Origin of the sequence: Congregibacter variabilis (assembly GCF_045689235.1) — a bacterium.
GTDB lineage: Bacteria > Pseudomonadota > Gammaproteobacteria > Pseudomonadales > Halieaceae > Congregibacter > Congregibacter variabilis.
Window position 1 is genome coordinate 2,063,488 of the sequence record NZ_CP136864.1, and the last position, 13,538, is coordinate 2,077,025.

General features: G+C 54.8%; 10 protein-coding genes. 3 read left to right on the forward strand and 7 right to left on the reverse strand.

The features are described from left to right. Nucleotides 1-139: 139 nt before the first annotated feature. The gene (locus R0135_RS09060) at nt 140-1,231 is read right to left on the reverse strand and encodes a helix-turn-helix domain-containing protein (protein WP_407346496.1); all 1,092 of its coding nucleotides are present in this window, start codon (nt 1,229-1,231) and stop codon (nt 140-142) included. A 156-nt stretch (nt 1,232-1,387) separates the two neighbouring features. On the opposite strand from R0135_RS09060, the gene R0135_RS09065 reads away from it, so the two are divergent. Further along, on the forward strand, nt 1,388-2,602 hold the full coding sequence (locus tag R0135_RS09065; RefSeq protein WP_407346497.1) for an alpha/beta fold hydrolase: 1,215 nt from the start codon (nt 1,388-1,390) through the stop codon (nt 2,600-2,602). A 23-nt stretch (nt 2,603-2,625) separates the two neighbouring features. Here R0135_RS09065 and R0135_RS09070 read toward each other — a convergent pair whose 3' ends face one another. Further along, nucleotides 2,626-2,835: a hypothetical protein gene (locus R0135_RS09070; RefSeq protein WP_407346498.1), complete on the reverse strand. Its 210-nt coding sequence runs from the start codon at nt 2,833-2,835 to the stop codon at nt 2,626-2,628. Between the two features lie 98 nt (nt 2,836-2,933). Further along, a complete protein-coding gene (locus tag R0135_RS09075; RefSeq protein WP_407346499.1) occupies nt 2,934-4,661 on the reverse strand; it encodes a response regulator in 1,728 nt (575 codons plus the stop codon). A 176-nt stretch (nt 4,662-4,837) separates the two neighbouring features. Between R0135_RS09075 and R0135_RS09080 the strand changes: the two genes are divergently transcribed. Together R0135_RS09080 and R0135_RS09085 are read left to right on the forward strand one after the other, a co-directional pair. Then, complete coding sequence (locus tag R0135_RS09080) at nt 4,838-7,942, forward strand: efflux RND transporter permease subunit (RefSeq protein WP_407346500.1); 3,105 nt, start codon at nt 4,838-4,840, stop codon at nt 7,940-7,942. A 16-nt stretch (nt 7,943-7,958) separates the two neighbouring features. Then, entirely contained in the window at nt 7,959-9,014 is a 1,056-nt protein-coding gene (locus R0135_RS09085; protein WP_407346501.1) for an efflux RND transporter periplasmic adaptor subunit, read from the forward strand. Nucleotides 9,015-9,504: 490 nt separating this feature from the next. Here the strand turns inward: R0135_RS09085 and thpR are convergent, their stop codons facing one another. From thpR to R0135_RS09105, 4 genes are all read right to left on the reverse strand, one after another. Next, nucleotides 9,505-10,038, reverse strand: coding sequence for an RNA 2',3'-cyclic phosphodiesterase (gene thpR, locus R0135_RS09090; RefSeq protein WP_407346502.1), 534 nt, complete (start codon nt 10,036-10,038; stop codon nt 9,505-9,507). A gap of 37 nt (nt 10,039-10,075) precedes the next feature. Further along, nucleotides 10,076-11,356, reverse strand: coding sequence for a TldD/PmbA family protein (locus R0135_RS09095; RefSeq protein ID WP_407346503.1), 1,281 nt, complete (start codon nt 11,354-11,356; stop codon nt 10,076-10,078). 5 nt (nt 11,357-11,361) lie between these two features. Continuing rightward, nucleotides 11,362-12,729, reverse strand: a complete 1,368-nt coding sequence (locus R0135_RS09100) for a TldD/PmbA family protein (protein WP_407346505.1) — start codon at nt 12,727-12,729, stop codon at nt 11,362-11,364. Between the two features lie 372 nt (nt 12,730-13,101). Next, nucleotides 13,102-13,527: a hypothetical protein gene (locus R0135_RS09105; protein ID WP_407346506.1), complete on the reverse strand. Its 426-nt coding sequence runs from the start codon at nt 13,525-13,527 to the stop codon at nt 13,102-13,104. Nucleotides 13,528-13,538 lie beyond the last annotated feature (11 nt).

Below are 13,538 nucleotides of genomic sequence, written 5' to 3' on the forward strand. Positions count from 1 at the left end.
GGGACTTAAACTCCATAAAGGGCTGATTATTCGCCTTTTTTGCCCGGAATCTGCCTAATTTCAGGAATACGTCAGGTTTTTTGGGCAACTTATTGTAAAAACACGTCGCCCAAGGCCCCGCTTTCGGACTTCTACTCATTTAAGCTGACGCACCCAACTCAAGGTTGGAGGTGCCATGGCGACCGTTACTGCCCTGCTCTCGCTGAGATTTACGCCACTCAGTGGGAGTCTGAGCCATAGTTTCCTTGAAGGCTTTATTAAAGGAACTCAAGGATCGAAAGCCCGCATCCATAGCAATGGTTAGCACGGGTAAATGATCTTCCTCGTTATTGGCCAGACGCTCGGTGGTTTCGCGGATCCGAAAGCTATTGAGGAAATCGCTAAAGTTGCGATGCCCGAGTGCCCCATTGATCGCTCGTCTCAGACGATACTCCGGCACAGCCAACTGCTGGGCTAAGCTGCCAATACTTAAGCCCATCTCCCTCCAAGGTCTGGCATCCTCCATATACTTCTGTAATTGAGAGACTAACTCCAGGTCTGCGGGTGTATGTACCACCGCGTTTGCTACAGATGGACCAGGCGCCGCAGTAATAACCGTAGCAGGGGCGCTAAACAATAAACCGTCACGATACTGAAGCAGCGCCACGTTCACGGCCAACAGCAGAGCCGCCGGAGGCAGATATTCGAGTAAAAACAGCCATTGAGCCCCCGGGAATAGCACCTCCCGGGAGAGAATCAGTATGAACAGATAGCTGCCATTGCATCCCACAAACCACAAACGCAAACGGCGGCGGCTTTCAACCAGATCTGTGCGCCAGTGCCGGACCACCACCCACAGCATCAAGGCCAGCATCACAAACTCAAGTGCCTGAGGCAGATCCACAAAGAGGCTGCGAGAGCCGGGAAACGAGAACAGGTGGCTCAACAGCGGAACGAACACGGTAAATTTGACCAAGCCAAGATGCCAGGCTTGCAAGCGGAAGCGATCATCAAAAATACTGGCGCTTAACAGCCAGAAGACACCCGGCGCCGCCGTTTGAACGGTGGAGGCGAGCAGCGACAGAGAGGTACCTTGCAAAACCGGCGTGAAGAGATAGCCCAGCAAGGACAGTAAAAACACGCCGAATAACTTTTCACTTAAGCCCCAGCCAGGCTGACGAGCCAGCAGCAGCAAGCTCAACAACACTTGGGAAAGACTAAAACCAATGGCTGCTATTAATAGATCGGACATGGCTCACCCGCAAACGGGTATTCATCATAGCAGCGCACCCGGGGATAGTCTTTGGCCCCGTGACGTGCCGGTGCTCTTCACACAGGTCAGGCCTCTACAAGGCGGGAAGGCCCCACCCTGGCGTATGATTGGTCAAAGTCTTGTGGACTCATTCAAATGCGCGAAAAAGTACAGTTCCTTAGCAATGGCGTAACGCTCAGCGGTGCGCTGGAAACGCCCGACTCCGGCGCCCGCTGCTTTGCGCTCTTTGCTCACTGCTTCACCTGCGGCAAAGATGTTGCTGCAGCATCAAGAATTTCAAGAGCACTGACGGCCGAGGGTATCGGTGTCCTGCGTTTTGACTTTACAGGCCTTGGTAACAGCGATGGCGATTTCTCCAACACCAATTTCTCCTCCAACCTACAGGATTTGCTGGCAGCGGCCGACTATCTCCGCAGTCATCATGAAGCACCGCAACTCCTCATTGGCCATAGCCTGGGTGGCGCTGCAGTGCTGGCGATGGCATCACAAGTCAGCGAAGCCAGGGCCGTCGTGACAATTGGCGCGCCCAGAAACGCCGAACACGTCATACATAATTTCTCTGCGGACATCGACAAAATAAAAGCCGATGGCGAAGCTCAGGTCAGTCTTGCCGGTCGTAGCTTCAAAATAAAGCGACAGTTTATCGAGGACATTGAACAACACCAAAGTGACGATCTGGGTCGGCTACGCAAGGCGCTGCTGGTCATGCATTCACCTATTGATGCGACGGTGCCGATCGAGGAGGCAGAAAAAATCTACCGCGACGCCCGGCACCCAAAGAGCTTTATCAGTCTCGATGATGCAGACCACCTCTTATCTCGCAAAGCCGACTCTCAATACGTAGCCGACACCATCGCGAGTTGGGCGAGTCGCTACCTCACAACAAGCACAGAAAAGCCGCAGCCGACTGTCAGCGCCGGACATGTATTGGTTGAGGAAAAAGATCGTAACTTTGCGCAGAATGTTTACAGCGACAGCCATCACTGGATTGCCGACGAGCCTAAATCTGTAGGAGGCTCAAACTCTGGACCGGACCCCTACGAGCACCTGCTGGCAGCGCTGGGCACTTGTACAGCGATGACCCTACGAATGTATGCCAAACGCAAGTCCCTGCAGCTAGAGGATGTATCGGTAACCCTGCAGCACAGCAGGTCGCATGCAAGTGACTGCGAAGGCTGTACCGACAAGCCAATGAAGATTGATCTTATTGAGAGGACGATCAGCATCAAGGGCGACCTAAGCGAAGAGCAGCGCACACGCCTGCTAGAGGTCGCGGATCGCTGCCCAGTTCACCGTACTCTCCATGGCACTATAGAAGTAAGAACAAGCGCCGCGATTGAGCCGCACTAAAAATAGCGGCCCAAGTAGATGAGCTATGAACTAGTGTCTGTTTCGCCAGACACTTCACCGCCTACCTGTTTACCCTGTGCGGCATACCACTCTTCCCATTCCCAGGGTGTAAGGGTACGTGGAGTGGCTCCAGACAAAGCGCGTCGCATTGCTTTTGCCTGGAGTGAATTATCAGTGGGCCGAGAATGATCGCCGAGCACATCTTCTATTATTTGCTGCGTACGCGTTTTCATAACGTGTCCTTGATTCGTAACTTTATTTGTTCGATGCCGAACTATGGCAAAGGTTTTAGTTATTACGACGCAGGAGCCACATTAGATTTGCTTCCAAGCTACGCCACATCCTCCTCACTCACAGATTTACCGTGCGCATCGACATCGGACACTAAATAACGCTCGAATACCGCACACATTTTTGCCATCTCAATAGGCTTGGCAAGAAACTCGTTAAAACCCGCCATTTCGTCGGAGCGACGATCATGGCGCAGCACATCGGCGCTTAGCGCGACGACCGGAACATCTTTATTGAACTGCCTTATGGCCTGCGTTGCCTCAATGCCTGACATGACGGGCATCTGCAGATCCATGAGGACGAGATCGAAGGACTCGCACTGCATTAGCTCGACGGCCTGCGCACCATTATTCGCCAAACTGCTAGTAAGACCCAGTTTCTTCACCAGCAGACTAATCAACAACTGATTTGCCGGTGAGTCCTCCGCTATAAGAACGTGTCCAGTAAATTGAGCTTCTGGTTTATCCAAAGTCGGTCGAACATCATCAAGCGTTACTTCCGACTGAGAAGCCTCCGGCTTGAGCACCGTCTCAGTATGAATGCTTAGCTGAAACAGGCTACCGACGTCTTGGGGAATGTAGCTAAGCTCACCGTTTAGTAAGCCCGCCAGCTGACGACTGATATACAAACCCAATCCCGTGCCGCCATGGTCACGATTCATCGCAGAGTCTGCTTGTGAGAATCGCTGAAATAGTTGACCGCGAAAGTCATCGGCAATACCAATGCCCGTATCAGCAACAGAAAACCTCATGAGCTTTTCGTCTGCGTCATAGTCCACCGACAAGATGACCGAGCCTGCAGAGGTGAATTTGATGGCATTGCGCAGCAGATTCATCAGGATCTGTCTAAGCCGCAGGGGGTCACTGCGAAAGCACAGCGCCAACGGTAAGTCACTGCGCAGCTGTAATTCGAGTCCTTTCTCCAACGCGCTCGGCTCAAGCGTGTCGATCACGTCATTCAGCAGAGGAGCAAGCTGTATATCCTCCAGGTTGACCTCTAAATGCCCTTCCTCGGCCCTACTGAGATCCAGTACATCATTGATAAGTCGTCCCAGCTGCCGCGCTCCGGACGCAACAGCCTCTACCTCTTTACGATTGGCAGGAGATAGCTCCTTTGAGTCCAACAACCTTTCTGAATACCCCAGCACCGTTGTCAGAGGTGTCCGCATTTCATGGCTCATATTGGCAATGAACTCAGACTTTACGGCATTGGCTTTCTCAAGCTCCTTCATGTTCTGCAGTAGCTTTGCTGTTCTCTGTGCAACGAGTCGCGAGAGGAAGTAACTAAAAAAAGTTGTGAGTGATAGCGCCATCGCCAACCTAACACCGCTGCCCACATTGAGCGTCACGGCCGTCATAGGCGCCACGATAAGGATAAAAACCACACAATATGGCAAAGCGATGTACCGATGAGCCACGGCAAACGCCGCAACAATCATCACCGGCGTCCAAAAGATTCCGTAGTTATGAACAGAGATAGCCATTGCGACTATCAGGCCTGCCCCGATGAGCGGAGCTATACCAACATAACGACTAGCGGGAATTCGGTCGAGGATAAGGGCATAAGCCGTCATTGCGATCGCCATCACAAAACCCGCCCACCCGAGCCACTGAACACCGGTAACCAGGTTGTTATAGCTAAACACAGCCATGACAAGACCTATCGCCAGGCAAATGTAGCGCAGCGCGGATCTCTCAATATTTTGGTCCAAGAGCTCTTGCTGAGAATCCACCGTATTCTTTAACCTGCCATCAATATTGACTGCCATTTACAATCCCTGCTGCTTGAAATCTGCGCTCATCATGCTATGGACCATACGCAATAAAAAGCCACTCAGGTTAATGCACTTCACCGCAACCATCCTGCATTCCATCGCATAAGTCGGGCATTGCGATCACCCCATTGCTAGGCTCCTGTCACCCTAATTACTGGCAGGGAATAATAATGAGCATCACCCGAAGAGCCCTCCGTTATCCTGCGGGCGTGGCTGTGATAGTGGCAGTAATTGCGCTGTTTGGCATCTACAGCCTGCGCCAGTTGCCTGTACAACTGTTTCCCGATATTGAGAATCCACGGATCAGCATCCAGACCAGCTGGCGCGCTGCATCGCCCCGAGAGGTGGAATCCGAGATTATCGAGCCCATCGAATCTGTATTGCGAGGCTTGCCCGGGCTTCAGGAAATGGCTGCGTTCGCCAATGCCGGAAACGCCTGGGTGAACCTGGAGTTTGACCTCGATGCGGATATGCAGCGCACACTCATAGACGTTATATCGCGCATGAACCGGCTCGACCCCCTACCGCGAGATGCCAGCCAGCCCGTAATCATGCTCGGCGGAGGCAACGGCGATGCACCGGCTCTCACCTTCTTTTTCCTGCAGCTACTTCCCGGTACCACCGGCGAGGTTCTGGATTACCTCCCCTACGTCGAGGACATCATTCGCCCGGCTATCGAGGCCGTCCCGGGCGTTGCCCGGGTAACGGGTGGTTTAGGTCAACAGCAAGACGAAGAACTGCGCATCACCTTCGACCCAGTCGCGGCGGCCCAGCTCGGTGTCGACATCACCGCCATTGCCGGTCAGCTCGGACGCGCCAACGATATCAGTGGCGGCTTTGTGGAAGTGGGCCGGCGCCAGTACACGCTGCGCTTCGCCGGGCGTTACAGCCCCCGGGAGCTGGAGGATTTCGTCCTCGAGTGGCGCGATGGACGCCCCATTCTCCTCGGCGACATAGCTTCCGTAGAGGTAACACGCGGCGAACAAATACTTACGAATACGCAGAACGGGAATCCCGCTATCTCCATTCGCGTGGACAAGGAGGGCAGCGCCAACGCGCTTCAGACCCTCAATGCGGTAAAGGCCGCCGTCGAGGAACTCAATAGCGGAACCATGGCCGACCGCGGCCTGATCATGGTCCAGTCCTTCGACGCCTCAGTATTTATCTATCGAGCTATCGGTCTTGTGAGTGGCAACATTGTGCTGGGCGTGCTTCTCGCAGTAGGGGTCCTGTGGTGGTTTATGCGGCGTTTTCGCGCCACGCTGATTGTGGCGGCCACAATTCCCATATCGCTGCTGGCAACCTTCCTGGTACTCAATCTTACGGGAAGGACTCTGAACATAATCTCGCTGGCAGGCCTAGCCTTCGCCGTGGGTATGGTCCTGGACGCCGCCATTGTGGTGATGGAGAACATCATTCGCCAGCGCGAAGCAGGTCTGGATAAGGAGGAATCAGCAGGTCGCGGTGCCGAGCAGGTGTGGGGCGCATTACTGGCGTCCACGGCGACCACCGTCGCTATTTTTCTGCCCGTAGTGTTCATGCGTGAGGTGGAAGGTCAACTGTTCTCTGACCTTGCAATAACCATCGCGATTTCCGTTGTCGTGTCCCTGATCGTAGCCGTGACAATCCTGCCGCTCGCGGCAAAACTCTGGCTTCAGGACACGCAAAACGAGGATCGATTCTCGGGCCTCTGGCGAAGTCTCACTGCCATGATCATGCGTCTCACGGAAGGACGCCGGCGGCGGCGCACACTGGCAGCGGTGCTCCTGACCGCGCCCATGGTGGCGAGCTATGCCTTGCTCCCGGAACTCGACTACCTGCCGCCGGTAAAACGCGATGCCGTCGATGCGTACTTCAATTTCCCACCGGGTGCCAGCGAGCGCGTAATTGCCCAGGAGTATATCGCTGTCATCGATGAGCGTATGGCGCCATTCATGGCTGGCACCCGCGAGCCTGCGCTGAAGAACTACTACACCCTGACCTGGAACGGCGGCGGGACTCTCGGCGCCCGGGTGCAGGATCAATCCAGAGTTGAAGAACTCCAAAAAATCATCAATGAGGAGATTCTCGCCGATCTACCGGACCTCAGCTTCTTCGCGGCTCAGGGCAACCTCTTTGGCGGATTTGGTGGTGATCGGATGATCGCCATGCACCTTCAGTCGCGCGACCGCGAAGCCCTTGAAGAAGTGGCTCAGCGCGGCGAAGAACTACTCGCAGAGCATCTTGCAGGCACTGACGTACGCATCGAACCAGGTATTGCACAGGCAGAACCCGAACTGCGCCTGACACCCAATGACCGTCGCATCGCCGAAGCCGGCTGGAGCCGTCAGCAGATTGGCACCTTGGTTCGAGCTCTTGGCAATGGTCTTTATGTGGGTGAATATTTCGACGGCGAAAAACGCATGGATGTAATCCTGCGTGGCGAAGCCTGGGAGTCCCCCGAAGCCCTCGCTGCTATGCCGCTGCGCACCCCTTCGGGCAGCATGATGCCATTGGGTGAGCTAGTCGACCTGGAGCGCACGGTGGGGCCGAGCCAGTTACGACGCATCGATAGCCGGCGCACCGTTACCCTGGCCATCCGCCCTCCGGAAGACGTATCGCTGGAGCACGTACTCGACACGATCCGCGGCACCATCGAACCGGAACTCCTCGGTCTTTTGCCCGCCGACGGCAGTATTAACTATGGCGGCAGTGCTAATGCGCTGAAACGAGCCATTACTTCCCTGAGTAGCAACTTTGGACTGGCCCTTGTCGTGTTGTTCCTGCTCATGGCAGCACTCTTCCGATCCACAATTGATTCGGCCATGGTGGTATTGTCCATGCCTCTGGCTATGGTGGGCGGTGTCATCGCTATCCGGATACTGAATCTCTTCACCTTCCAGCCCCTGGACCTTCTGACCATGATCGGCTTTGTGATCCTTCTCGGTCTGGTCGTTAATAACGCGATCCTGCTGGTGCACCAGACCCGTGACGCCGAGCGACACGGCGCCGTGCGCGCAGAAGCTGTCCGCGTAGCTCTGCTCACACGCCTGCGGCCTATCTTCATGAGCACACTGACCAGTATCTTCGGCATGTTGCCCTTGCTACTAATGCCCGGCACTGGTTCGGTCATCTATCGCGGTCTGGCTGCCGTTATTGTGGGCGGCATGTGCATCAGCACTGTGTTCACTCTACTTCTGCTTCCATGTTTCCTGCGCATGGGCAAGGGCCGCAACACCAAACTCAAGAATCCCGCACCCCCTGAGACCGAGCGTCAACTGCAATCTGCAGCCTGACATCGAGGAGCCCGTCATGAAACTTCGTCAAATGTTGATTATTCCCGTAATTGTGACTGCCAGCGCCGCAGCCCTAAGCAATACGCCCGGAGCCACCGTCCATACCGCCAGCGTCACCCGCGAAGCCACGGCCCCCACGGCGGAGCTGCCAGGTACGGTAATCAGTACGCGTGACGCCCAGGTGCGGGCGGAGCTATCTGGTCGCATCACTTGGATTGCCGAGGTCGGAGATCGTGTTAAAGCGGGAGAGCCGATAGCACGCTTCGACGATCACCTGCTAACGCTGCAGTTACGCCGCGACGAGGCTCAGATCGCCAGGTTACGCACCGACATCGATGTGCGAACCCGGCAAAGGGAGCGTCTGGCACGCCTGGCCATGGAGAACAATATGGCTGAAGTAGAACTCGATCAGGTAAAGGCCGATATTGAGATGCTGCGTCAGGATCTCGCCATGGCTGAGGTGGATCGCGAGCGCGCCGCTTACGAACTGGAGCGCTCGCGTATGCCAGCGCCTTTTTCGGGCGTTGTAGTGGCGCGAAATATGTCTGAGGGCGAATACAGCACTGCCGGTAGTCCCCTGGTGCGCCTGGTCAATACTCAATCTTTGGAGGTCAGTGTTCGCGCGCCGCTTCGCATCGCACGCTTCAACCAAACCGGCACACCCGTTTCCATATACGGCGATGGTGCACACACCGTGGAGGAAATTCGCAGTGTCGTGCCGGTAGGTGATCCGCAATCGCGCATGATGGAAATGCGGATCTCTCTTGAAGAGGGCCTGTGGCTTATCGGCGAAGCAGTCACCGTTTCTCTACCGCAGGCGGCACCGTCAGATATGCTTACTGTGCCGCGTGATGCGCTGGTTCTGCGCGATCGGGAACAATTCGTTTACGCTGTCGATAGCGACAACACAGCCCGCAAAGTACTTGTGGAGACCGCCGGCGGTCTGGGCGAACGAATTGCCGTAGAGCCCGTTGACGGCCTGCTCAAACCAGGGACGAACGTTATTGTCCGCGGCGCCGAGAACCTTCGCGAAGGCCAGGATGTTCGGATAATTGACGACCCCCTGGCATGAACCAAGCCCCTACGGCGAGGTGGGAGGGGAATTCATAACTAGGGGTTTTTGATCCCCAAGCGGCATCGATAAACGGGATCACACCCATTGCCAGGCAAATGTAGCGCAACGCGGATCTCTCAATATTTTGGTCCAGAAGGTCTTGCTGAAGATCCGCCGCATGCTTTGACGTGCCATCAACATGGACTGCCATTTACAGTCCCTGCGGGTCTAAATCTGCACCTATCATGCGATTGACCATACGCAAAAAACAGATTTTTCACAGTCTTTGCTATGATTTTCAGCAAAATTACAAAGGGGCGATAAACCCATATCAAACGCCTTTTGAACTCGCTGTCCCTTCCAACTATCGTGAATTTTCGATGCAAGACAACAATTCGACTTTGCGTGGTCAGAAGAAGATCCGGCTGTATATCTTGCGGTCGGTGAGGCGCCCGGAACGATCCCCGGCGCATGAAATAAAAAGTCTCAGGCAGAACTTGAGTGTACTTTATGGATTTCCTGTAAGAGGCCAGGCAGCCAGTGGCGTGTAAGACACAGCGCTGCGTCCCTGCTTTGATTCAAACAACACTACCTCCCGCAACGCTAACGTAATCAATGGCATGGTCAGCGGCGCCGGTGGTGGCCTCTCGCAGCCACGGTAGAGCGTGATATGTGGCGTGAAGCTCAGTCGCTCGCGCCGACTCCCAAAAGCCTGTCCCATGAATTGGAGCTTGCGAGCCGTATTCTTGATAGCGTCACAGTCGGCGCTGGTACCCAGCCAGTAGATCCTGGGCGAGGGCCAGTAGCCAACGCGATCCAGCTTTATTACCAGCGGCTTTGACGGTAAATCTGTGCATAGTGCGTCCATCTTGTCACACAGGTGCTCTAGAACTCGTGTGTCCAAATCGCCGAGAAACGCCAGCGTGATGTGGAAGTTAGCCGGGGGGACCGGTCGGCCGCTCGCTGCAGCATGGCGATCCCGCCAGTCGGCAATCGCCGCTTTATCGCCGGGTTCCAGATCAAAGCCAAAAAACAGTCGCATGGCCCTTAGAAGACCGCCACGATCGAGCCAGCGGCACTTAGGAGAAATGCAGGCCGGGTATTCGCAACCATGGATAGTCCTCACCGCCATAGCTGATGTGCTCTCGGGAAATGCCACTGACGTCTTTTAACATTTGCGCCATATTGCCCGTGACCATAGTCTCAGCAAGTCCCTCGCCGACACGTCCGTCTTCGATGATAAAGCTGTTCTTGATGATCCCCGAAAAGTCGCCGTTAGCGGCAGGCATGCCCATTGAAAAGCGTGTAACCAGAGCACCCTCTTTGACCTCGGCAATCAAGTCCTCGCGACTTCGCTTGCCCGGATCAATGCGCCATCCCGAAGTACTGGGTACATGTGTCAAACCAGTTTTACGGCTGCCGTAGAGATCAGGAAGCAAGGCCTTCAGGCGACCGGCATCAATGAGTGTCAACGGCGCGGCAACAAATCCGTCGCCGCTGAATGGCGCATGTCCGGGAGCGGCAAAATCGCTGTGCAGAAACAACTCCTTCGCCGCGACTGGCGAGTCCACCAACTCGCGGTAACAGGAGGAGCCGGAGATCAGGGCCTGTGATCCCAGTTGCTGCAAGAGCCACTGAATCAAGTCCGAGACAGCCGTAGGCGCGAGCACCACCTCCCCCGTGAATCGCCCCCCGGCTGATCTCGTGTGTATCTGACGCTCCGTATCGCGAAGCATCTCGCCAAGACCAAACCAATCCGCGGCATCCTTTGAATCCAGATCGTTACTACGGCCACCGCTGTAGTTCATTGAGCTCGTTTTTCCTGCCTCGTTTGCAATACACATGCAGCTCAGCTCATAGCTCCCCACCTTGCCAAACAGCGCAGTGCCTCTGCTACTCATCTGGCAGAAATTCGACAGTCGGTGACTCACGGTCATTTCTTCGATCATGATCTTCGGCGTATTGTTCTTACGAAAATCAAGCAGCTCAATTGCCTTGCTCGCCATCAACTCACGGTCGCTGACCAAGGGGCCCTGCTCGAAGTGATCATGCTGATCTTGGCTCACAGCATTGGCCTCATCCTGGGGGGCGCTGCTCACGCTCTCACGCATGGTCTCAATGGCCTGCGCTATGGCGCTCTGACTGACATCGCTTAAGGAGGTGGATGCCTTGCGTCCATCCAGAATTCCCGTGATCGCCACATCATAGTCCTGCGTGCTGCGCAGCAGCGACGCTTCGTTATGCGCAATGTTAATTTCATCCTGCTCAACGGCGCGTGCACTCACCTGACTGTCATCAAAACCAGCCCCATGCATCTGCTGTAACACTGCTTCCGCAACGACTTTAGGATCCATTTCCATTGCGACTACTCCCCGCCCAGATGTGCGCGAGCACGTATTGCGGGGCCTCCCATGGATACCACCATGGGCTGCTTTTTCCCGCAGTAACCGCTGCATGACCAAAACATATCGTTTGACACTGCATCGACCGTCTTCAGCATGTTAATGGCTGTACCAGACACCGTAGTATCGCGAATCGCCCGGCCAAGCTTGCCGTTTTTAATTTCATAAGCCAGGTCGATGCCAAACATGAACTCCGTGGTTGAATCCGCCTGACCATTGCCTGTTTTCATTAAGTAGTAGCCATCCTCCACACCGCCGATCATGTCATCGAGCTCGCTGCTGCCGGGCAAGATCGCCGTATTGCGCATGCGCACCAACGGCTCGTCATTAAACGCGTAGGCACGTGCGTTGCCTGTGGAAGGAATTCCCAGTCGCGCCGCCGTCTCACGGCTGGTCATAAAGTTACGCAGAATGCCATTCTCGATAAGCACAGCATCCACAGCTTCGGAACCCTCGTCATCGGCATACACCGGAATCATCAACTCCGAGCCGTTGTAGCTGTGTGCAAAATCGACCATCGTGATCAAATCACTCGCCACTTGCTGACCGACCAGCTGGCTGGTAGCCGAACCGCTGAGAACCAGATCAGCTTCGCAAGGATGTCCCATGGCCTCATGGGCAAGCATACCGGCAAGCTCCGGGGACAGCACGATGCTATGCTCACCGCCACGAACCGGCACTGCATAGCGCTTTGCCTGTAAGTGCTCATGCAGCGTTTCTAGCAGCGGCTCCAAGCGCGCCATGGAGAGATCCAGATCCGCAAGGCTGCCCTTAGCCGACAGGATTTCCATGAGCTCCACTGGCTTACCGTCCTGGTCCTCGCCTGTCATAACGATGTAACAGGCAGCACGGTCGATAGTGTTTAAACCACTGCCGCCGTTTGTTGTGCTGTAGCTCTTGCGATGGCTCTCTTCTCTAAGCGCCACGGTCGTTGACTTGAGACCGGGGTAATGACGTTTGCAGTGCGCGTCGATTGCGGACATGAATTCAATGCTGTCTTTTTGGGAAAGCGGCGGGCTTCGATGGTTTTGCTGCTCGCCACAATAGGCAGAGTCACCCAAATCCATTGCTCGGCGCTTACCGAAGCGACCCATCGCCTTCGCGTTATCTGTGGCCTGATGCAGGACTTGATCGCGGCTTTTAGCCCCCATTGATGGGGTTGATGCAAAGCCCCAATAGCCACCGCTATAAACTCTGGCACTTACGCCGCCTTCTGCGGTTTCCATGTTCGCAGTAAGGTTGCCGTCGACCATTACTTTGCGAGATTGGCGAAGTTCATGCTCACGCATCTCAGCGTAATCAGCACTGCCCTGTACTTTTAGATTAATCATGATTTTGAAGCCTCAACTAGCACATAGTTGAGTGTATAACGCGAGAGACTACTGACAAGCTAAATCACGGATTCACTATTAATCCAGTTGCGATAGATCAGGCTAGCGCCCTTTTTCCCAACCGGCTTATACACAGATCTCGTGTCTATTCATGAGATCTTGGATGTCTCGATCACCCAGATTAGAACGACACATCTCACGAGGGTAGATAGAGCTACCTCTGATTTTGTCCCGACATCGCAAATCAAACACACTGCCGTACGCCGCTAAAATCCAGCATTTTTTAGCCCGACTTCCACGACATTGCACTCAAAAAAAAACTCCCCTCAAGCGTGAGCCCGCAGGGGAGAAAGCACGCATTCAGCTTCGCCCTTAAGTGTGCCGTGGTACAGCGATGTTCATCATGCAATCTCGGTCACGCAACAAAAACAGCGCAAAGCAGGCTGCCAGCAATGGTAGGGAACCGAAGTAAAGCAACTGATGTAATTCGTAGGGAGGAAATAAGCGCCAGAACGACGCGATGGTACTAGCCAAATGAGCAAGCAGTACCAGGCCGTAGCTAGCGGTCTTCCACAGGCCGAAAAGAAACGCTAACAGCAGCGCCAGCTCCAATAGTCCAAGGACTATCAAAAACCATCGTGAAACCTCTAGATGGTAGTAATGCAGAATCACCCCGCTGCTGTGCTGGTAATTAGTCAACTTATCGAGGGTCCACACAAGAAACACCACAAATATGCTTATGCGTAGTGAGAACAGCGCAATGGCAACTCGCATATCTTCAGTTTGACTAGCGCGCATGCCACCGCAGC